Annotated in this window: 18 protein-coding genes; 13 read left to right on the top strand and 5 right to left on the bottom strand. The window is 72.2% G+C overall.

Features of this window, described 5'->3' with window-relative positions; genetic code table 11:
• Positions 1–129: 129 nt before the first annotated feature.
• Positions 130–1131: a D-2-hydroxyacid dehydrogenase gene (locus QIS99_RS23245; protein ID WP_282515546.1), complete on the top strand. Its 1002-nt coding sequence runs from the start codon at positions 130–132 to the stop codon at positions 1129–1131.
• Positions 1128–2609 carry an amidase gene (locus QIS99_RS23240; protein ID WP_282515545.1) on the top strand — a complete coding sequence of 494 codons (1482 nt, stop codon included), beginning with the start codon at positions 1128–1130 and terminating at the stop codon, positions 2607–2609. Before QIS99_RS23245 ends, QIS99_RS23240 begins: the two co-directional genes overlap by 4 nt.
• Before the next feature lie 91 nt (positions 2610–2700).
• Here QIS99_RS23240 and QIS99_RS23235 read toward each other — a convergent pair whose 3' ends face one another.
• Entirely contained in the window at positions 2701–3219 is a 519-nt protein-coding gene (locus QIS99_RS23235; RefSeq protein WP_282515544.1) for a DUF3830 family protein, read from the bottom strand.
• Between the two features lie 81 nt (positions 3220–3300).
• A complete protein-coding gene (locus QIS99_RS23230; protein WP_282515543.1) occupies positions 3301–4776 on the bottom strand; it encodes an NAD-dependent succinate-semialdehyde dehydrogenase in 1476 nt (491 codons plus the stop codon).
• A 187-nt stretch (positions 4777–4963) separates the two neighbouring features.
• Between QIS99_RS23230 and QIS99_RS23225 the strand changes: the two genes are divergently transcribed.
• Together QIS99_RS23225 and QIS99_RS23220 are read left to right on the top strand one after the other, a co-directional pair.
• Positions 4964–6238, top strand: a complete 1275-nt coding sequence (locus tag QIS99_RS23225) for an aspartate aminotransferase family protein (RefSeq protein WP_282515542.1) — start codon at positions 4964–4966, stop codon at positions 6236–6238.
• Positions 6239–6294: 56 nt separating this feature from the next.
• Complete coding sequence (locus tag QIS99_RS23220; protein WP_282515541.1) at positions 6295–9228, top strand: FAD-binding and (Fe-S)-binding domain-containing protein; 2934 nt, start codon at positions 6295–6297, stop codon at positions 9226–9228.
• Positions 9229–9237: 9 nt separating this feature from the next.
• Here the strand turns inward: QIS99_RS23220 and QIS99_RS23215 are convergent, their stop codons facing one another.
• Positions 9238–9870: an HAD family hydrolase gene (locus QIS99_RS23215; RefSeq protein WP_282515540.1), complete on the bottom strand. Its 633-nt coding sequence runs from the start codon at positions 9868–9870 to the stop codon at positions 9238–9240.
• A gap of 272 nt (positions 9871–10142) precedes the next feature.
• The gene (locus QIS99_RS23210; protein ID WP_408909615.1) at positions 10143–10586 is read right to left on the bottom strand and encodes an ATP-binding protein; all 444 of its coding nucleotides are present in this window, start codon (positions 10584–10586) and stop codon (positions 10143–10145) included.
• Positions 10587–10824: 238 nt separating this feature from the next.
• Here QIS99_RS23210 and QIS99_RS23205 point away from each other — a divergent pair, with 238 nt between their 5' ends.
• Together QIS99_RS23205 and QIS99_RS23200 are read left to right on the top strand one after the other, a co-directional pair.
• Positions 10825–11688 (top strand): helix-turn-helix domain-containing protein, encoded by an 864-nt coding sequence (locus tag QIS99_RS23205; protein ID WP_282515539.1) that lies wholly within the window; start codon positions 10825–10827, stop codon positions 11686–11688.
• Positions 11685–11909 (top strand): DUF397 domain-containing protein, encoded by a 225-nt coding sequence (locus QIS99_RS23200; RefSeq protein ID WP_282515538.1) that lies wholly within the window; start codon positions 11685–11687, stop codon positions 11907–11909. Before QIS99_RS23205 ends, QIS99_RS23200 begins: the two co-directional genes overlap by 4 nt.
• Positions 11910–12006: 97 nt before the next feature.
• Here QIS99_RS23200 and QIS99_RS23195 read toward each other — a convergent pair whose 3' ends face one another.
• A complete protein-coding gene (locus QIS99_RS23195; protein ID WP_282515537.1) occupies positions 12007–13128 on the bottom strand; it encodes a pyridoxal-phosphate dependent enzyme in 1122 nt (373 codons plus the stop codon).
• 258 nt (positions 13129–13386) lie between these two features.
• Between QIS99_RS23195 and QIS99_RS23190 the strand changes: the two genes are divergently transcribed.
• The 7 genes from QIS99_RS23190 (at position 13387) to QIS99_RS23160 (ending at position 21489) form a co-directional block, all read left to right on the top strand.
• Positions 13387–14961 (top strand): S8 family peptidase, encoded by a 1575-nt coding sequence (locus QIS99_RS23190; protein WP_282515536.1) that lies wholly within the window; start codon positions 13387–13389, stop codon positions 14959–14961.
• Positions 14962–15221: 260 nt separating this feature from the next.
• Complete coding sequence (locus tag QIS99_RS23185) at positions 15222–16079, top strand: DUF4190 domain-containing protein (protein ID WP_282515535.1); 858 nt, start codon at positions 15222–15224, stop codon at positions 16077–16079.
• Between the two features lie 135 nt (positions 16080–16214).
• Positions 16215–16964 carry a GntR family transcriptional regulator gene (locus QIS99_RS23180; protein ID WP_282515534.1) on the top strand — a complete coding sequence of 250 codons (750 nt, stop codon included), beginning with the start codon at positions 16215–16217 and terminating at the stop codon, positions 16962–16964.
• Positions 16965–17162: 198 nt separating this feature from the next.
• Positions 17163–17342, top strand: coding sequence for an SPOR domain-containing protein (locus tag QIS99_RS23175; protein ID WP_282515533.1), 180 nt, complete (start codon positions 17163–17165; stop codon positions 17340–17342).
• A gap of 45 nt (positions 17343–17387) precedes the next feature.
• Positions 17388–17801, top strand: coding sequence for a (deoxy)nucleoside triphosphate pyrophosphohydrolase (locus tag QIS99_RS23170; protein ID WP_282515532.1), 414 nt, complete (start codon positions 17388–17390; stop codon positions 17799–17801).
• A 301-nt stretch (positions 17802–18102) separates the two neighbouring features.
• A complete protein-coding gene (locus tag QIS99_RS23165) occupies positions 18103–18528 on the top strand; it encodes an ATP-binding protein (protein ID WP_282515531.1) in 426 nt (141 codons plus the stop codon).
• Positions 18529–18699: 171 nt separating this feature from the next.
• On the top strand, positions 18700–21489 hold the full coding sequence (locus tag QIS99_RS23160) for a SpoIIE family protein phosphatase (RefSeq protein WP_282515530.1): 2790 nt from the start codon (positions 18700–18702) through the stop codon (positions 21487–21489).
• The last annotated feature ends 23 nt before the right edge of the window (positions 21490–21512 follow it).

The following is a 21512-nucleotide window of genomic DNA, read 5'->3' as shown; positions in this document are numbered from 1 at the left end:
CCTGACTGCGGCTTCTGTACAGCCAAACAGAACGGTAGATTGTTGACAATCTAAAGATCGGCCGCCTAGCGTGTCAATCCCCGGCGAGGGGGCCCGTCGTACCGCGAAATCCGAAGGGCGGCCCGCCGCATGACCGACAGCACCACTCCGCGCGTCCTGGTCCTCTCGGGTGAACCGCCGCCCGGCCTCGAACCCCTCGACGGGCGGGCCGAGTTGCGGATCGTCACCGAGGACCGGCTCGCCGCCGAACTGCCCGCCGCGGACGCCCTGCTGGTCTGGGACTTCGCCACCGACGCGCTGCCCGCCGCCTGGCCGCGCGAGGGCGGGCCGCGCTGGGTGCACACGGCGAGCGCGGGCGTGGACCGGCTGATGTTCCCCGCCCTGGTCGAATCGGACACCGTCCTCACCAACGCCCGCGGCGTCTTCGAGCAGCCCATCGCCGAGTACGTGGCGGGCCAGGTCCTCGCCCTCGCCAAGGACTTCGCCGGTACGTACGAGCGGCAGCGGCGCCGGGTCTGGGAGCACCGGGTCACCGAGCGCGTCGGCGGCACCCGCGCCGTCGTCGTCGGCGGCGGTCCCATCGGCCGGGCCACGGCACGCACCCTCGGCGCGCTCGGCCTGCGCGTCGCCCTGGTCGGCCGGACGGCGCGCGCGGACGACCCGGAGGTCGGCCGCGTGCACGCCTTCGCCGAGCTCGACGCGCTGCTCCCGGAGGCCGACTGGGTGGTGAGCGCGGCCCCGCTCACCGACCAGACCCGGGACATGTTCGACGCCCGCGCCTTCGCCCTGATGAAGCGCGGCGCCCGCTTCCTGAATGTCGGGCGCGGCCCCCTCGTCGTCGAGGACGACCTCCTGGCGGCCCTGCGCGCCCGGCAGTTGGCCGGGGCCGCACTCGACGTGTTCCGCGAGGAGCCGCTGACCGACGGCAGCCCGCTGTGGGACGCGCCCGGCCTCCTGGTCTCGCCGCACATGTCGGCGGACACCACGACCTGGCTGGACGACCTCGCGGCGGTCTTCGTCGACAACTTCGGCCGCTGGCGCGCGGGCCGCCCGCTCCGCAACGTCGTCGACAAGAAGCTGGGCTACGTCCCGTACGCCGCGACCGCCGAGGCCGAAGGAGCGCTCCGATGACGAACGTGCAGGAAGAAGCCCGGATGCCCGGCGGAAGCGGGCCCGGCGGAGGTGTGCCCGGCGGTTCGGCGGCCGGCCCCGCGGCGCTCACCGCGACCGAGCTCCTTGCGGGGTACGCGTCCGGCGAGCTGTCCCCGGTCACCGCGACTCAGGCCGTGCTCGACCGGATCGCGGAGGCCGACCCGAGGATCAACGCGTACTGCCTGGTCGACCGGGACGCCGCGCTCGCGCAGGCCGGACAGAGCGCCGAGCGGTGGCGGCGCGGGCAGCCGCTCGGCCTCCTGGACGGCGTGCCCACGTCCATCAAGGACCTGTTCCTGACCCGGGGCTGGCCGACCCTGCGCGGTTCGCTGAGCATCGCCGCCGAGCAGCCGTGGGAGGCGGACGCGCCGTGTGTGGCGCGGCTGCGGGAGCACGGCGCGGTGTTCGTGGGCAAGACGACGACGCCGGAGTTCGGCTGGAAGGGCGTCACCGACAACCCACTGACCGGCGTGACCCGCAACCCCTGGGACCCGACCCGGACCTCGGGCGGCTCCTCGGGCGGCAGCGCGGCGGCGGTCGCGGCCGGGATGGGCCCCCTTTCGGTGGGCACGGACGGCGGCGGCTCGGTGCGCATCCCGGCGGCGTTCTGCGGCATCTTCGGCATGAAGCCGACGTACGGGCGGATCCCGCTGTTCCCCGCGAGCCCGTTCGGCACGCTCGCGCACGCGGGCCCGATGACGCGGACCGTCGCCGACGCGGCGCTCCTGATGGACGTGGTGTGCGGGGCGGACAGTCGCGACTGGTCCCAACTGGCCGCCCCCGAAGGCAGTTTCCGGGCCGCACTCGAAGCCGACTCGCTCGCGGGCCTGCGCATCGCGTACGCGCCGACGCTCGCGGGCGCCGAGGTCGACCCGCAGGTCGCGGCGCGGGTGGCGCGGGTCGCGAAGCTGCTCGCCGGGCTCGGGGCCGAAGTCGTGGAAGCCGCACCGGAGTTCGAGGACCCGGTGGACGCGTACCACACGCTGTGGTTCACCGGCGCGGCGAAGGTCGTGGAGCGGCTGGGGCCGGAGCAGCGCGCCCGGCTCGACCCGGGCCTTCAGGAGATCGTCGCTCAGGGCGCGGAGAAGAGCGCGCTCGACTACCTGGGCGCGGTGGACACCCGGATGGCGCTCGGCGTCCTGATGGGCGCCTTCCACGAGACGTACGACCTGCTGCTCACGCCGGCCGTCCCGGTCCCGGCGTTCGCGGCGGGCGTCGAGGTCCCTCAGGGCAGCGGCCTCGCGCGGTGGACGGGGTGGACGCCGTTCTCGTACCCGTTCAACCTGACGCAGCAGCCCGCTGCCAGCGTGCCGTGCGGGACGACGGACGAGGGGCTGCCGGTGGGCGCGCAGCTGGTGGCGGCGCGGCACGGGGACGCGCTGGTCCTGCGGGCCGCGCATCTGCTGCAGCAGGAGCTGCTGCGGGAGGGCGTGGTGAGCACGGACCCGGTGGGCTGACCCCCGGGACGTGTCCCCTCCGAGAAGTGATGGCACAGTGAGACATCACAGGTGAAGGGGCGGGCCGGACGGCCCGCCCCTTCACCTGTGCTCAGGCCCTGCGGAACTGCAGCGACTCGCCGAGCGCGCCCGCCCGCCACAGGTCCTGGCAGGCCTCCGCCATCCGGTCCAGTCCGTCCACGACCGTGCCCCAGACGATGCCGGGCACCCAGCCCTGGTCGCCGTTGATCAGCAGGTTGTTGCGCTCGTAGAACAGGGCGAGGTCCACGACGGTGGCGCGGTCGGCGTGCGCGGCCTGCCCGCCCTGCTGATCGGCCGCCGCCTCGTAGCCGTACGAGGAGGTGTTCAGCTGCGTGTCCGTGAACGTGAAGTAGCAGAGGTCGCCGGGGATCGGGGTGATCGTCGGGTTCTCCAGCGGGGGCTCCTGCGGGGCGAACGGGGGGACCAGGGCGTAGATCTCGTTGCGGGCGTACTTGGCGTGGTAGACGTCGCCGCCGAGGGGCAGCGCGTTCCACACCGCCGCGCAGGTGACCGGGGCCTTGTCGTCGAGGAGCAGGGCGGTGCAGGTGACGCCGCGCTTGGGCAGCGAGACCTCGATGTAGCGGGGCATGCGGACCCTCCGGTGCGAGAGGCGGTACGGGGCAAGGCGGTGCGGGCCGAGGCGGGGCAGGGGCCAAGGCGGGGCAGGGCCTCAGGTCAGCGGCATGGCGAGGTAGCGCGTCTCCAGGAACTCGGCGATGCCCTCGCTGCCGCCCTCGCGGCCGAGCCCGGACTGCTTGACCCCGCCGAACGGCGCGGCCGGGTTGGACACCACGCCCTTGTTGAGGCCGACCATCCCGGTGTCCAGGCGCTCGCTCACCCGGAACGCCCGCTCCAGGTTCCGCGTGAAGACGTAACTGACCAGGCCGTACGGGGTGTCGTTGGCGGCGGCGACCGCCTCGTCCTCGTCGGAGAACGTCAGCACCGGGGCCACGGGGCCGAAGATCTCCTGGCGCAGCATCGCCGCGTCCGCGGGGACCCCGGCGAGCACGGTGGGCCGGTAGAAGTACCCGTCGCCCGGGGCGTGTTCGCCGCCGACCAGGGTCTTCGCGCCGCGCCCCACCGCGTCCTCCACCAGCTCGTCGACCTTCGCGCGGCCGTCCGCGTCGATCAGCGGGCCGACGTCCACGCCCGGATCGGTGCCGCGGCCCACGGTGAGGGCGCCCATGCGGGCGGCGAGGCGGTCGGCGAAGGGGCCGGCGACGCTCTCGTGGACGTACAGGCGGTTGGCGGCCGTGCACGCCTCGCCCATGTTGCGCATCTTGGCGGCGAGGGCGCCCTCCACCGCCCGGTCCAGGTCGGCGTCCTCGAAGACCAGGAACGGGGCGTTGCCGCCGAGTTCCAGGGAGACCCGCAGGACCTGCTCGGCGGACTGTTCGAGGAGCAGCCGCCCGACCGCCGTCGATCCCGTGAACGACAGCTTCCGGATGATCCCGCCACGCAGCAGCGGCTCGACCACCTCGCCGGGGCGGCTCGTCGTCAGGACGTTCAGCACCCCGTCCGGCAGCCCCGCCTCGCGCAGAATCCCGGCCAGCGCGAGCAGCGACAGCGGGGTCTGCTCGGCGGGCTTGACCACCATCGTGCAGCCCGCGGCGACCGCCGGACCGATCTTCCGGGTGCCCATCGCGAGCGGGAAGTTCCACGGCGTGATCAGCAGCACCGGGCCGACCGGGCGGCGCATCACCAGGAAGCGGTCCCTGCCGTCGGGCGAGGTCCGGTACCCGCCGTCGACGCGGACGGCCTCCTCGGCGAACCAGCGGAAGAACTCCGCGGCGTACGCCACCTCGCCCTTCGCCTCGGCCAGCGGCTTGCCCATCTCCAGGGTCATCAGGAGCGCGAGGTCGTCCTGCCGCTCAAGCAGCAGTCCGTACGCCCGGCGCAGGATCTCGCTGCGCTCGCGCGGCGCCGTCGCCGCCCAGGCCTCCTGTGCCGCGCCCGCCGCATCGGCCGCCGCGCGCGCGTCCTGAGCGCCCGCGTCCGCGACGGTGCGCAGCTCGCGGGCGAGCGCCGGGTCCTCCACCGGGAACCGGGCCCCCGACGCGGCCGGGCGCCAGCTCCCGCCGATGAGGAGGCCGTCGGGCACGGCGTCGACGACGGCCCGCTCGTGTTCCGTCCAAGAAGTGCTCACGCGTACTCCCGCTCAACTCGCCTATGGACAGCGTTGGAAATGGCATGCTTGCATGCGTGCAGGTTGTTGACAATCCTACGATGAGTCGACAGTCCTGTGAACAGCCCGAGAGCCGTGGCGGCGGGCCTGGGAGACGCAGGCCCGAGAGCTCCGGCAACCGTTCAGATCGCGCCCGAGGAGACATCCCATGAGTGCCCTGTCCCCCGTCCTGAAGCAGGCAACACAGGTCCTGGCCGTACGCGGCGAGGGCTCCCACCTCTACGACGAATCCGGGCGCGCCCACCTGGACTTCACCGCCGGGATCGGCGTCACCAGCACCGGGCACTGCCACCCGCGCGTGGTCGCCGCCGCGCAGGAGCAGGTCGGCAAGCTGGTGCACGGCCAGTACACGACGGTGCTGCACCAGCCGCTGCTCACCCTGACCGAGCGCCTCGGCGAGGTACTGCCCGCCGGGCTCGACTCGCTGTTCTACGTCAACTCCGGCTCGGAGGCGGTCGAGGCGGCCATGCGCCTGGCCAAGCAGGCCACCGGGCGGCCCAACATCGTCGCCTTCCAGGGCGGCTTCCACGGGCGCACGATGGCCGCCGCGTCGATGACGACCTCGGCCACCAAGTTCCGCTCCGGGTACGGGCCGCTGATGCCCGGCGTGGCCCTCGCCCCGTTCCCGAACGCCTTCCACTACGGCTGGGACGAGCAGACCGCGACCCGCTTCGCGCTGCGCGAGCTGGACCAGCTGCTCGCCTCGGTCACGGCGCCCGCCGACACGGCCGCGTTCATCGTCGAGCCGGTCCTCGGCGAGGGCGGGTACGTACCGGCCAACACGGCCTTCCTGCAGGGCTTGCGGGAGCGCGCCGACCGGCACGGCATCCTGCTCATCCTGGACGAGGTGCAGACCGGCTTCGGCCGCACCGGCAAGTTCTGGGGCCACGACCACTTCGGCGGCAGGCCCGACATCGTCGTCACCGCGAAGGGCCTGGCCAGCGGCTTCCCGCTGTCCGCGATCGCCGCCCCGCAGGCCCTGATGGCGAAGTCCTGGCCGGGCTCGCAGGGCGGCACCTACGGCGGGAACGCCGTCGCCTGCGCGGCCGCGATCGCCACGCTCGACGTCATCCAGGGCGAGAAGCTCGTCGAGAACGCCGCCACGCGCGGCGCCGAACTCTTCTCCGGCCTGCGCGAGGTGGCCGCCGCGCACCCGGCGGGCGAGGGCCGCCGGGGCGTCGGCGACGTGCGCGGGCTCGGCCTGATGGCGGGCACCGAGTTCACCGACGCCGACGGCGAGCCGGACGGCGCGACCGCCGCCGCGGTGCACGCGGCCGCCGGGGAGCGCGGCCTGCTCCTGCTCACCTGCGGCACGCAGGGCCAGGTCGTCCGGATGATCCCGCCGCTCGTGGTGACCGAGGGCGAGGTCGCGGAGGGGCTGCGCCTGTGGCGGGAGTCGGTGGACGCGGTCCTGGGCGGCTGAGGCCCGGAGCGTACCTTCGCATCAAGTTCCCGCGTACGAAGAGGAGTTGAGCCCGCATGTCCATCCCCGCCGCGCCGCGCACCGACCGCACCGACACCCCCGTCCCGCGGACCCTGGCACGGCTGGAACGGGACCTGCGGGCCGTCGTCGTGAGCGGCGAGGTGGCGTTCGGTGCGCGCCGCCGCGCCGAGTACGCGCAGGACGCCTCCACGTACCGGCAGGTCCCGGCCGCCGTCGTGCTGCCCGGCTCCACCGACGAGCTGGTCGGCACGCTCGCGGTCTGCCACCGGTACGGCGTGGCCGTGACCCTGCGCGGTGCGGGCACCTCGATCGCCGGGCAGGCCGTCGGGGACGGCGTCGTCGTCGACACCTCGCGCCACCTCGGCGCCGTGCTCGGCATCGACCCTCAGGCCCGCACCGCGCGCGTGGAGCCCGGCGTGGTCCTGGACGACCTGCAGCGGGCGCTCCGCCCGTACGGACTGCGCTTCGGGCCCGACCCGTCGACGCACGCGCGCTGCACGGTCGGCGGCATGATCGGCAACAACGCCTGCGGCACCCACTCGGTCGCCTGGGGCCGCACGGCGGACAACGTCGTCGACCTCGACGTGGTGACGTACGACGGGCACCGCATGACCCTGCGCAAGCTCACCGAGGACGAACTGCTCCAGGTCATCGAGGGGGGCGGCCGGCGCGGCGAGATCCACGCCCGCCTGCGCGACCTCCGGGACGCCCATCTGGCGCTCCTGCGTACCGAGTTCGGGCGCTTCCGCCGCCAGGTGTCGGGCTACAGCCTGGAACACCTCCTCCCCGAGCGCGGCTTCGACCCGGCCGCCGTGCTCGTCGGCACGGAGGGCACCTGCGCGGTGGTTCTCGCCGCCACCGTCCGGCTCGTCCCGCTGCCCGCCCGCCGCACCCTCGTCGCCCTCGGCTTCGCCGACCTGCCCGCGGCGGGCGACGCGGCCCGGCACGTCCTGGAGCACCGGCCGATCGCCTGCGAGGGCCTGGGCGGCGACCAGGTGGCGGCGCTGCGCCGCAACGTCCCCGACGCCGAACCGGAGAAGCTGCTCCCGGAGGGCCGGGGCTGGCTGCTCTGCGAGTTCGGGTACCCCGATGACGATGCTGACGAAGTGCCGCGCGCCGACGAGGAGTTGGCGGCCGCGCTGGCCCGCGACACCGGCGCGCTCGCCGTCCGCCTGGTCGCCGACCCCGCCGAGCAGGCCGCGCTCTGGCGGATCCGCGAGGACAGCTCGGGCCTCGCCACCCGCGCCCCGGACGGCTCCGAGGCCTGGCCGGGCTGGGAGGACTCCGCCGTACCCGTCGAACACCTCGGCGACTACCTCCGGGACCTGGACGCGCTGCTCGCCCGGCACGGGCTCCAGGGCACGCCGTACGGGCACTTCGGCGAGGGCTGCGTGCACATCAGGATCGACTTCGACCACGAGACGCCCGAAGGGCTGCGCACCTTCCGGGCGTTCATGACGGAGGCCGCCCGGCTCGTGGCCTCGCACGGCGGCACGCTCTCCGGGGAGCACGGGGACGGGCAGGCCCGCGCCGAGTTCCTGCCGCTGGTCTACAGCCCCGAGGCGATGGCCGCGTTCGCCGACTTCAAGGACGTGTGGGACCCGGAGAACCGCCTCAACCCCGGCATCCTCGTCCACCCCCGCCCCGCCGACGAACGCCTCCGCATCCGCCCCGGCCACCGCCCGCAACTCCCGCTCACGACCACCCTCGCCCTCGCCGAGGACGACGGCGACCTGAGCCGGGCCCTGCGCCGCTGCGTCGGCATCGCCAAGTGCCGTACGTCCTCCGGCGGCGTGATGTGCCCGAGCTACCGCGCCACGCGCGACGAGAAGGACTCCACGCGCGGCCGCGCCCGCGTGCTGTACGAGATGGTCCAGGGCGAGGTCGTCACGGACGGCTGGCGCTCGGGAGAGGTGCGCGAATCCCTCGACCTGTGCCTGTCCTGCAAGGGCTGCAAGAGCGACTGCCCGGTCGGCGTCGACATGGCCACGTACAAGTCGGAGTTCCTGCACCAGCACTACCGCGGCCGCGTGCGCCCCGTCACGCACTACTCCCTGGGGCGTCTGCCGGTCTGGGCCCGGCTCGCGGGGAAGGCCCCACGCCTGGCGAACGCGGTGACACAGAACCGGGCCGCGGCGGCACTCCTCAAACGGGCGGGCGGGATCGCACCGCAGCGCGCGGTGCCGCGCTTCGCGACGCAGCGGTTCCGGACGTGGTTCGAGGGCCGCGCCACGGTGCCCGGCGACCGTCAACAGGTCCTGCTCTGGCCCGACACCTTCACGGAGTACTTCACGCCCGAGGTGGGGCGGGCCGCGGTGGAGGTCCTGGAGAGCGCGGGCTTCGAGGTGTTGCTGCCGCCGGACGGCCTGTGCTGCGGCCTTACGTGGCTGACGACGGGCCAACTCGACGCGGCACGCGCCCGGTTGGGCCGCACGCTGTCCGCCGTGGACCCGTTTCTGCGGCAGGGGATCCCGCTGATCGGCCTCGAACCCAGCTGCACATCCCTGTTCCGCAGCGACGGTACGGAACTCCTCGCCGGGGACGACCGGGCCCGGCGCGCCGCCGAGCAGACCCTGACCTTCGCCGAACTCCTGGACCGCCACGCCCCCAACGCCCCGTTCGCCCGCCTCGACGCCACAGCCCTCACCCAGACCCACTGCCACCAGCACGCCACGCTCGGCAGCGCCGCCGACGACCGGGTCCTCGCCCGCATCGGCGTCGACAGCGGCCGCCTCGACTCCGGCTGCTGCGGCCTGGCCGGCAACTTCGGCTTCGAGCGGGGGCATTACGACGTGTCGGTCCAGGTGGGCGAGCAGGCACTGCTCCCGGCGCTGCGGGCGGCGCCGGAGGGCGCGGTGGTGTTGGCGGACGGGTTCAGCTGCCGTACGCAGATCGAGCAGCTGTCGGACCGCAGGGCCCGGCATCTGGCGGAGGTGGTGCGGGAGGCGTTGCCGGGGGCGGGCTCGTAGGCGCGGGGCTCATTTGTCCAGCAAGACGCCCAAGGGCTCACGGAGATCGGCAGGTTCGCGATAGTGCAGGCCGGTCATTCCAAGCCCGACTGCGGCTTCGACGTTCTCAAGCCGGTCGTCCACAAAGAGGCACCGGTGCATGGCAACGCCCACCTGACTGGCCGCGATCTCATAGATCTTCCGGTCCGGCTTGGCCACCCCCACCCGGGCACTGCTGACGACGTGGTCGGCGAAATCTGCCAGTCCCAGCGAAGCCAGGTCGTCCTCCAGCTCCACGGTCGCATTGGTCACCAGCACCAATGGCACGTGCGCCTGCACCTCCCGAAGCATGGCGACCACGACGTCGTCCGCCCAGAATGGCGCTTGGGAGAGCGCTGTCCCCAGCTCACGCGCCTGGGTCTCCGGCACCTGCCCTGCGAGGCCGGCCACGACAGCCTGTACCCACTGCTCCTTGGCGATCTCGCCGAGCAGTAGTGGCAGGTCTATCTCCGGTGCGTATGCCACGCTTTCGGTCGTCCCCTCTGCGAGCCCCGCACTGCGTTCGAGGCTTGCCAGCTCCGTTGTGTCGTAGAAGCGGATGACGTTGTCGAGGTCGCACAGCACCGCGTCGAAGGGCCTACTGGAGATCTTGGAAGTCGTCACTTTCCTTGGATAGCACAGCAATGGGACACCGGAGGTGCCTCGCCCTGAGCGGGACAGGTGGGCACCCGAAGACTCGATCAATCTGAGACATCCCAGGTCAGAGTGCTTCTCTGCCTCACGTTCAGAGAGGCGGGACACCTGCCCATCTCTGCCATGGAGTCGACAGTGAACAGCCCCGGGTTCGTTGGAGATCTCGCGTCGGCGCCGAAGAGACTTCGATCGTTGGGCATGGCCGACCGCGTGATGGTGCAGCGCGGTCGGGGTGGGTGCGGTCATGCGGTGACCTCCGCCCACACCGCCTTGCCGAACGGCCTGTCGGTGACGCCCCACGCGCCGGGGCACAGCGCGTTGAGGACGACCAGGCCGCGCCCGCGCTCGCGGGTGCGGGACTCGGGGCGGGGGCGCGGGTAGCGCCGTACGGCGTCGTGCACCTCTACCCGGGTGCGGCGGGCGGTGACGTCGATGGTGATTCGTACGGAGTCACCTGGTTCGGTGCCGTAGCGAACTGCGTTCGTGACCAGTTCGCTCATCACGACAGTGACCGCATAGACGTGGTCCTCGGATGCTCCCGGATCGGCGTATGCCAGGTACCGACGTACGAATTTCCTTGCTGCGCTGGCTGATTGGGGCTTGCTTGGCAGTAACGCAAGTGGCCACGGGCCGAGTTGCGGCGCATGGGTGCCGTTTCGGCGGGCGTTTGGTGCTCGGTCATGTATGTCCCCTCACGGTCAAGTCCCGGAACTTGCATGGCAATTGATCCCGCAAGCGTGGGTGCTTCGCATCCCTCTCTCCTAGAGTGCTCCTCTCGCTACGCACCATGCAAGCCTGTCTACTCAATCGTAGGAATTTGCATAATGTTGTAGGAAGGTTTGGTCGCGTGGTATCTAGCCAGGTGACAGGCGATGACGGGTCAAGGCAGACTGGCGCGCAGACGCCGAACAGGGAGGGAAACTCGTGAGTGCGCCTACCGTGCGCCGTCGTCGACTTGGTGCGAAGTTGCGCGCCCTGCGTGGCGAACTCACCCTCGAAGACGTCGCTGAGCGATCCGAGGGGCGGTTCATCCACTCGAAGCTGTCGAGGATCGAGACGGCCCGTAGTGCCGCCAAAGCCGCGGACGTCGAGGCGATCCTCGATCTGTACGCCGCGCTTGGCCGCGAGGTGAGCGCCGAACTGCGCGCTGCCCTGGTCACTCTCACGAAGGAGGGTGCGCAACGTGGCTGGTGGCACTCCTACCGGGGTGTACTCACACCGGTGTATGAGGACCTGATCAGCCTTGAAGCCGAGGCTGTCTCGGTGTCGTCGTGGCAACTCGGAGCGATCCCGGGCCTGCTCCACACCGCCGAGTACGCGCGGGAGATCATCAGGGCGACGGCGATGTCTGAGGCTGTCGGGGCGCGCGTCGATGCACTGGTCGAGGTGCGACTCGGCCGTCAATCGGTGCTCACGCGCGAGGACCCGCTCGACCTCTGGACGATCATCGCCGAGGGCGCACTACGGTCCACATCCGAGGGCCCGGGCGTGATGGATGAACAGCTTGGCCGACTGCTGTCCATGGGGAAGAGGCCGAACGTCAACATTCAGGTCCTGCCCTCGACAGCACCGCTGCACGTCGGGCAGTTGGGCAGTTTCACGCTTCTGGGGTTCGGCCCCCATGCTGATCTCGACGTCGTCCACACCGAGGGACTGACCTCGGCCCTCTACGTCGAGGAACGGGAGCAGGTCGTCGCGCACCGGGACGCATGGCAACGGCTTACCTCCGCGGCGCTCTCGGTCGAGGCATCCGCGGAACTGATCACAGAGATAAGGAAGAACGCATGAAGCGTGTTGTAGGCGACTCCGCGACCCTGCCTGTGTCGTGGTGGAAGTCCAGCTACTCAGACACGGGCGCACAGTGCATCGAGGCCGCGATCGTCGACGACGAGATGGCCGCGCTCCGCGACAGCAAGAACCCGAACGGGCCCGCACTGCTGCTGCAGCGCGAGGCCGTGACGGCGTTCGCCGCTGCTGCTGCCTCGGGTCACTTCGACGGCCCGGCGTAGGGAATCGGCACACGGTACGGCGGTCCGCCCCAACGGGAATCGGGGTGGGCCGCCGCTGTGTTGCCGAAAGCCGGCACCCGAGCCACCGACCACGCCCTCACGCCCACGTAGGCCCACTGGCCAGCCCCGTCTTCGCCCCCGCCCCGCACAACGGCACCACCACCGACCGTTCCCCGAACCGCCCTCCCCGTACCGCCGCCCAGCACACCGCCGCCGTCGACTCGACGAACAGGCCGCGCTCGGCCAGGTCCTGTTGAGCGGAGGCGATCGCCGGGTCCGGGACCGTGAGGAAGCCGCCGCCGAACTGGCGTACCGCGGCGAGGATCTGGCGGGCGCGCGGCGGGCGGGGGATCGCGATGCCCTCCGCGTACGTGGGCCGCGACGGGAACGGCTCGGCCGCAAGGCCCGCCGCGCCCTCCGCCCACGCCGCGGCGACCGGCGCGACGGCCGCGGACTGCACCCCGTACAGCGCCGGGAAGCGGCCGATCTGGCCGGCGGAGTGCAGCTCGCGCAGGGCGAGCGCGGCGCCGAGGAGCAGCGTGCCGTTGCCGACGGGCACGACCAGGACGTCGGGCAGGCGGCCGCCGAGGTCTTCCCAGAGTTCCAGGACGTAGGTCTTCGTGCCGTGCAGGAAGTACGGGTTGTGCACGTGCGAGGCGTAGAACGTGCCGGGTTCGTCGGCCGCCGCGCGGGCCGCGAGCGCCGTGGCCTCGCGGTCGCCGGGGACCGTCTCGACGTGCGCGCCGTGCGCCCGGATCTGCTCCAGCTTCTTCGGCGAGGTGGTGGCGGGTACGTACACCGTGCAGTCGAGCCCCGCGCGGGCGGTGTACGCGGCGACGGACGTGCCCGCGTTGCCGCTGCTGTCGGCGACGACCCGCTCGGGGGCGAGGCGGCGGGCCAGCTCGGCGAGGAGGACGGCGCCGCGGTCCTTGAAGGAGAGCGTCGGCATCAGGAAGTCCAGCTTCGCCGTGACCGTCCCGGTGAGCTCGACGAGCGGCGTGCGGCCCTCCCCGAGGCTGACCTCGGGCTCCGCGAGCGGCAGTGAACCCGCGTACCGCCAGAGCGAGTTGACCCGTCCGGCGAGCGCCTTGAGGTCCGTGGGCGTCGGGTGGAAGTCCAGGTCGAGCGGTCCGCGGCAGACCGGGCAGCACCAGGCGAGCGAGCCCGCGCGCACCCGGGTGCCGTCCGCGGGGCAGACGAAGTCCGGCAGAGACATCATGAGCCGACTTTAGGCCGGGAAGCCGTACGAGGTCGGGTATCGGATTTGTCGGGTGACTGGTCGTCACGGTCGGGGCAAGGCCGCACTGTTACGTGTGGTACGGCCTCTTGTGCGATTCCTATGGATCAGTCAATCTTTCGACGGCGACCGGCCCGTCACGAACGGAACGAACGGTTCGGTTCGGGGTCGTCGTGCTTCCGCGTGCACCTCCGTACCACCACCCCCACCAGCGCACCATCGACGAGGAGGATCCCTCAGATGGCACTGAAGAGAACCGCACGGCGAAGATTCGCAGGCACCACCGGCCTTGCCGTCGCGGCCCTCGCGCTCGGCGTCGTCGCCGCTCCCCAGGCGGGAGCGGCCGACGCCCGAGTGGGCACCATCGAGAACGCCGGCGCCCCCGGCGCGATCGCGGACAGCTACATCGTGACGCTCAAGAAGAGCGAGGCGAAGTCGAGTTCGGCGAAGGGCAGGAGCGTCGCGAAGGAGCACGGCGCGACGATCGAGCGCACGTACACCGCCGCCCTCAACGGCTACGAGGTCGAGGCGAGCAAGGCCGAGGCGCAGCGGCTCGCCGCCGATCCGGCGGTGGCCTCGGTGGTCCAGAACCGGACCTTCACCATCGACGCCACGCAGCCGAACCCGCCGTCCTGGGGCCTGGACCGCATCGACCAGAACTCCCTTCCCCTGGACCAGAGTTACACCTACCCGGACAAGGCCGGCGAGGGTGTGACGGCGTACATCATCGACACCGGTGTCCGCATCAGCCACAGCGACTTCGGCGGCCGTGCCTCGTACGGCTACGACGCGGTCGACAACGACAACACCGCGCAGGACGGCAACGGCCACGGCACGCATGTGGCAGGCACGGTCGCCGGTACGGCGCACGGTGTCGCCAAGAAGGCGAAGATCGTCGGCGTACGGGTCCTCAACGACCAGGGCTCGGGCACGACGGCGGGCGTCGTCGCGGGCATTGACTGGGTCACGAAGAACGCCGTCAAGCCGGCCGTGGCCAACATGAGCCTCGGCGGCGGCGCGGACCCGGCCCTCGACGCGGCCGTCCGCAACTCCATCGCCTCCGGCGTCACGTACTCGCTCGCGGCCGGCAACGAGTCCGTGGACGCCTCGACCCGTTCCCCGGCACGCGTCACCGAGGGCATCACGGTCGGCGCCACCACCAGCACCGACGGCAAGGCGTACTACTCGAACTACGGCAGCGTCCTCGACATCTTCGCGCCGGGCTCGTCCATCACGTCGACCTGGAACACCAGCGACACGGCGACGAACACGATCTCCGGTACGTCGATGGCGGCGCCGCACGTCGCGGGCGCGGCGGCGCTCTACCTCGCGGAGCACGCCTCGGCCACTCCGGCGCAGGTGCGGGACGGCCTGGTCGCGGCCGCCAGCACGGGCGTCGTCGGCAGCCCCGGCTCCGGCTCGCCCAACCGCCTCCTGAACGTCGGCTCGGGCGACACCCCGCCGCCGGGCGGCGAGCGGTTCGAGAACACCACGGACTACCCGATCCGGGACAACGCGACGGTCGACGCTCCGCTCCCGGTGAGCGGGGTCGCGGACAAGGCCCCGGCCGACCTGCAGGTGTCGGTGAACATCAGCCACACCTACATCGGCGACCTGCGCGTCCAGCTGATCGCGCCGGACGGCACCGCGTACACGCTCAAGGGCTACGGCACAGGCGGCAGCGCGAACGACATCAACACCACGTACACGGTGAACGCCTCGTCCGAGACGGCGGGCGGCACGTGGAAGCTGCGGGTCAGTGACAACGCGTACTACGACACCGGGAAGATCGACTCCTGGGCGCTGCAGTTCTAGCAACGCAGTAACGCAGTAACGCAGTAACTGCAGTAACGCGGTAACGCCCCAACGCGGCAACACAGCAACACAGCAACGCAGCAACGCAGCAGGGTGTGCCTGCTCGAAGTGGCCCCGGATCACCGCCTGTTGGCGGAGGTCCGGGGCCACGCGCCGTCGGTACGGACCTCTCCCGCGCTCTGCCGCCCCCGAGTGTCAGACCCCCGACGTACGATTCGAGCAGTCGTTCCCATGATCGCCCGACCAGGAGCACCGTACCCGTGGCCCTTCCTCCGCCGCCTCACGGCCCGCAGCCGCCTTCCCCGTACGCGCCGCACGGGCCGTACGCGCCTTACGCGCAGCCCCCGCGGCCGCCGTCGACCAACGGGCTCGCGATCGCCTCGATGGTGCTCGGCATTCTGTGCTTCCTGCCGCCGCTCGGGCTGGTTCTCGGGATCGTCGCGCTGTCGCAGATCAGGCGGAACGGGCAGCGCGGCAAGGGTATGGCGGTCGCGGGTGTGACGCTTTCCTCGGTCGGCACGGCCTTCATCGTGCTCGGCCTCTCACTCGGCTGGGCGTCGAGCTTCTGGCAGGGCTTCACGGGTGCGGCCGAGGAGTCGCGGGACGACCGCTCGGCGTTCACCCTCGCGGTCGGGGACTGCTTCGACTCGCCGACGGGCAAGCTGGAGGGCGAGACGTACGACGTCGAACTCGTCGACTGCGAGCAGCCGCACGACGGCGAGGCGTACGGCAACTTCCGCCTGGACGACGGGAGTTACCCGGGCGTGGGCCGCATGGCCCGGGTCGCCGAGGAGCGCTGCGCCACCCTTGCCGAGGGCTATTTCGACGACCCGTCGGCCCTCCCCGGCGATGTGTACGACTACTTCTACTACCCGACCTCCCAGAGCTGGTCCCTCGGCGACCGCACCGTGACCTGCCTGGTCGGCGCCGAGGACGGTGGCAAACTGACCGGCTCGATGCGGGACGGGGCGGGGGCCGGGTCCGGGTCCGGGGCCGATGGCGGTTCCGGCGGTCGGTCCGGTGGTGGGGCCGGTGGCGGTTCCGGTGGCGGTTCCGGTGGCGGTTCCGGTTCTACGGGTGGTCTTGACGGCAACCCCGGCGCGGGCGCCGAGGTGTGAGCGCGCCGGGAGTCGCGGGTGGGCCGTGCGCGTCAAGACAAGTCATCACTTCGGGTGATTCCGTGGCCTAAGGTTGCGGTTCTCAACCGAGGGTTGTCAGGCTGTTGCTGTCTGTCAACCTGATGGGAGTGGCTCGTGACAATCGGTGAGCAGCCGGCGTATCTGCGCGTTGCCGACGATCTTCGCAGGCAGATCGTCAACGGCGCGCTCCCGCCCCACACCCGGCTGCCCTCGCAGGCGCGGATCCGCGAGGAGTACGGGGTCTCGGACACCGTCGCCCTGGAGGCCCGCAAGGTCCTGATGGCCGAGGGCCTGGTCGAGGGCCGCTCCGGCTCCGGCACCTATGTGCGCGAGCGCCCGGTGCCGCGCCGCGTCGCCCGCTCCGCGTACCGGTCGAGCGGTTCCACGCCCTTCCGGCAGGAGCAGGCGGAGGCCGGGGTGCGCGGCACCTGGGAGTCCCGCAGCGAACAGTTCGAGGCGGGGCCGGAGATCGCCGAACGCCTCGCGATCAAGCCGGGCGACCGCGTCATGCGGACGAAGTACGTCTTCCGGGACGCCGGTGAGGCCATGATGCTCTCCACCTCCTGGGAGCCCCTGGCGATCACGGGCCGCACGCCGGTCATGCTCCCCGAGGAGGGCCCGCTCGGCGGCTGCGGCGTGGTCGAGCGGATGGCCGCGATCGACGTGATCGTCGACAACGTCGCCGAGGAGGTCGGCGCCCGCCCCGGCCTCGCCGAGGAACTCCTCGCCCTCGGCGGCGTCCCCGGCCATGGCGTCCTCGTCGTCGAGCGCACGTACTTCGCCTCCGGCCGCCCCGTCGAGACGGCCGACGTGGTGATGCACGCCGACCGGTACCGCGTCGCGTACCGCCTGCCGGTGAAGTGACCGTACACGTACGGGCGTTGGGGGCGCACGCCAACCGTGCGCCCCCTCGGCGTTGGTCCGGTCCTGGCCGATTGTGTATCTCTTTGTGCTGTTCCGTATCCGCTGGGTGAAGTCGGGGCGTACGCTCGGGCATATGCATCATGGGGTTGCGTCAGTGGACGGGAGACGGCGGCGGCCGGCGGCCGGGGGAGGAGTGCGATGAACGACGGCAGCGCGATGCTCCCGTGGCACGTCATACGCCAGGACGACAACGGCAACCGCTACCGCGTCGGCCGGTACGCCACCAGGTCGGAGGCCCAGCGAGTCGCCGACAGCCTGGAGGTGCGCGGCCACGAGCGGCTGTACTGGATCGAGCGGCTCGGACGGAAGGCGACGTGACGCCACCGAGGTCGGCCGCGCCGACGTGTGCGTAGGCTCCGGCGCATGACGGATCGCACCCTCGTCGTCGGCGGCGCCCTCTACGCGGAAGGGCGCCTGCTCGCCGCCCGGCGCAGCGCCCCCGCCCACCTCGCCGGCCGCTGGGAACTCCCCGGCGGCAAGGTCGAACCCGGCGAACGCCCCGAGCAGGCCCTCGTACGCGAACTGCGCGAGGAACTCGGCGTCGAGGTCGAACTCCTGGCGCGGCTCCCCGGCGAATGGCCCCTCGCCCGGCCCGGGTACGCCCTGCGGGTCTGGGCCGCCCAACTCGTCGCCGCACACCCCGACGACGTACGCCCCCTGGAGGACCACGACGCGCTCCGCTGGCTCGCGCCCGACCAGCTCTGGGACGTCGACTGGCTGGAGCACGACCGCCCGGCCGTGACCGAGGCGGCCCGCTGGCAGGCGGCGCGGCGCTGACCGGCGCAGCGCTGATCGGCGCAGCGCTGACCGGCGGGGCGCTGGACCCGCACGGCACGACCCGCACGCCACGGACCCGCACCGCGCTGATCCGCCGCACCGCGCTGATCCGCCGCGCCGCGTGCAGAGGGGGCGCGCGAGGGGGTCGGGCGCGGAACTCCTACGCCGTTCGTGCCACCGTGCGCCCGCGCATGCGGTAGGGCCCACTTGATATCGGGTATGTGCTGATTAACCCCACGAAACCGGACGGGTTCGGACGGGTTCGGACGGGTTCAGCCACCTTCCCCCCAGGTCTTTGGAAGTGATCGGCGTGATCGACACCGACGGCGACCGCGCCGACTGGGCCGAGCGCGCCGAGTGGCACTTTCCCGCCGACCCCGGAGCCGTCCGTCACGCCCGCGCCCGCGTGCGCAAACAGCTCGACGCCTGGGGGCTCGACGACGTCGGCGACATGACCGTGCTGCTGGTCAGCGAGCTCGTCACCAACTCCCTGCGGCACGCCACCGGACCCATCGGCGTACGCCTCGTACGACCTGTGAACGGCTCGGCGCCGCTCCTGGTGGAGGTGTCCGACCCGCTGCCCGACCCGCCCCGGGAGCGCAGCGCCGAACCCGATGACGAGGGCGGACGCGGGCTGCAGTTGGTGGCCTGTTCCGCGCGGCGCTGGGGTACGCGCCAGGGCAGGACGGGCAAGACCGTGTGGTTCGAGCTGTCCTTGCCGGGTTAGAAGGTGAGGGAGAGCCGATCTCCTCGAACCGCCCGACGGCACACGGCCGGAATATGCCGGGACGGACTGGAGATGTGAACGCGGTGTTGCGTGCGGCCGTAGTGCTGGATACTGCGGGCAAGCCGTCCGACGGTCCTGGTCGGTGGCGGTGAGCTGGAGGGGACGGTCGCGTTGAGCGAGATACCAGCCAGGGCGCGGACGCCCGAGCAGCGGAGCGGCGGGACACCCCCGGCCGCCGCCGGAGCCACCCCCGGCACGCCCGGCAAGCCCGGCAATTCCGGCACCCCCGGAACCCCCGGCGACATCACCTGGCAGTCGAGCCCGCCCGGTTCGATCTACGACTACATCAAGGTCGCGTCCTTCTCCATCGGCCCCGACGGGCTCATCGACCAGTGGTCGCTGCGCGCCGAACAGCTCTTCGGAGTCCCCGCGAGCGAAGCCGTCGGCAAGGACCCGATCGAGGCGTTCGTCCCCACCGACCTGCGAGAACGCGGCCACCGCAAGGTCGCAGAGATACTCGACGGCCGTGAGTGGACGGGCGCCGTCCCCTTCCGGACGCCCGGCGACTTCCGGACGCCCGGCGACTTCCAGACGCCCAGCGACTTCCGGACGCCCGGCGACTTCCGGACGCCCGGCGACTTCCAGACGCCCAGCGACTTCCGGACGCCCGGCGACCGCGCGCTGGACGGCATCGCCGAGGTCTACGTGATGCCCACCGAGACCGAGCACGGCGACCGGGCCGCCCTCTGCATCGTCGTCGACGTACGGGCCCTGCGCAGGATCGAGACCGACCTCGCCGCATCCCAGGCCATTTTCGGCCAATCACCGTTCGGCTTCCTGCTCTTCGGCACCGACCTCAAGGTGCAGCGCGCCAACCGCCGCTTCGCGGCCGTCTTCGGCGGCCCGGCGGACGAGCACCGCGGCCGCACCGTCCACGACTACCTGCCCCGGCAGGAGGCCGAGCGGATGCAGGCCGCGCTGCGGCACGTCCTGGAGACCGGCGAGTCCGTGACGGACATGCAGCTCGTCGGCCCCGCACCCGGATCCGGCGGCGACCGCCGGCACTGGTCCATCAACCTCTACCGCGTGCACAGCGGCACCGGCCGCCCCATCGGAATCGCCGGACTCGGCACCGACGTCACCCGCAGACACGCCGCCGCCCGCGAGGCCGCCCACGCCCGCCGCAACCTCGCCCTCCTCAACGAGGCCGGCGCCCGCATCGGCAACTCCCTCGACCTGGAGACCACCGCACGCGAACTCCTCGACGTCTCCGTCCCCGTCTTCTGCGACCTCGCCTCCGTCGACCTCTACCAGGGCCTCCTCGACGGCGAGGAGTCCGGGGAGGTGAGCAGCCTGGCCGACGGGTCGGCGGAACTGCGCCGCGTCGCCTTCGCCAGCGCGGTGTCCGACGCCCCCCTCGCCGACGCCGGGGCCGCCCCCGTCACCGTCGGCGCCGTGCACCGCTACCCCTTCAACTCGCCCTGCGCGGACGCCCTGCGCACCGCCCGCCCCGTCACCCTCTCCGGCGGCGACGCGAACGGCCTGGTGCAGTCCACGCTCGCCGTGCCGATGGTCGCCCACGACACCGTCGTAGGACTCGCCCGCTTCTCCCGGGCCAAGGGCAGCGAACCCTTCGGCGAACGCGACCGCGCCCTCGCCGTGGAACTCGCCGCCCGCGCCGCCGTCTGCATCGACAACGCCCGCCTGTACCGAAGAGAGCACGAGCGCGCCCTCATCCTGCAGCGCTCCCTGCTCCCGCCCGGCGACCCCGAGGCGTCCGGCCTCGACATCGCCTGCCGCTATCTGCCCGGCAACGCCCAGACCGAGGTCGGCGGCGACTGGTTCGACGTCATCGAGCTGCCGGGACACCGCACCGCGCTCGTCGTCGGGGACGTGATGGGCCGCGGCCTGCGCGCCGCCGTCGCCATGGGCGAACTCCGTACGGCCGTACGGACGTTGGCGCTGCTCGACCTCGAACCCGCCGAAGTCCTCTCCGCCCTCGACGAGATCGCCCGCGGCCTCGGCAACCCCGCCCACACCGCCGGGAACCAGCTGCGCCCGCCGCAGTCCCCGCAGTCCACCCGCCGCGCGCTGCAGGGCCGCGACGTCGACCCGTCCGAGGTGTACCTCGCGACCTGCGTGTACGCGGTCTACGACCCGGTCACCCGGCGCTGCACGTTCGCCAACGCGGGCCATCTGCCGCCCGTCCTGGTCGAACCCGGCGAGCCGGCGCTGATGCTGGAGGTGCCGCCCGGGATGCCGCTCGGCGTCGGCGGCGAACCCTTCGAGGAGGTCGAGGTCGAACTCCCCGAGGGCGCCCTGCTCGCCCTCTACACCGACGGCCTCGTGGAGTCCCGCGACCATCCGCTCGACGACGGACTGCGCGCCTTCCGCGACGCGATCACCGCCCCGGCGGACGGCGGTCCCGACGAGCCCCGCTCCCTCGAAGACGCCTGCGACCACGTCCTGGGCGCCCTCGACACCCACCACGGCGAGGACGACATCGCGCTCCTCATGGCTCGCGTGCAGGGCCTGCCCGGCGAGTCCGTCGGCGACTGGACGCTGCCGCGCGAACCCCGCTCCGTCGGCCGCGCCCGCGAGTACGCCCGCGCCCAGCTGCTCGCCTGGGACCTCGAACCTCTCGTCGACACCACGGAATTGCTGGTCAGCGAGCTGGTCACCAACGCACTCCGGTACGGCGAGGGCGAGATCAGGCTCCGCCTCCTCCTCGACCGCAGCCTGGTCTGCGAGGTCTGGGACGCGGGCCTGGTCCAGCCCCGCCGCCGCCGCGCCCGCGACACGGACGAGGGCGGCCGCGGCCTCCAACTGGTCGGCCTCCTCAGCGCCGGCTGGGGCTCCCGCCGCACCCCGCGCGGCAAGACGGTCTGGTTCGAACTGCCGTTGCCGGACGGGGGGCCGACGGAGGAACCTTCGGTGGAGGCGTTGCTGAGCATGTTCTAAGGCCAGGGCCAGGGCCAATGCCG

It is taken from the genome of Streptomyces solicavernae, assembly GCF_029968095.1.
Lineage (GTDB): Bacteria > Actinomycetota > Actinomycetes > Streptomycetales > Streptomycetaceae > Streptomyces > Streptomyces solicavernae.
Note: the sequence above shows the minus strand (reverse complement) of the source record. Positions and strands in the feature narration are given on the sequence as shown.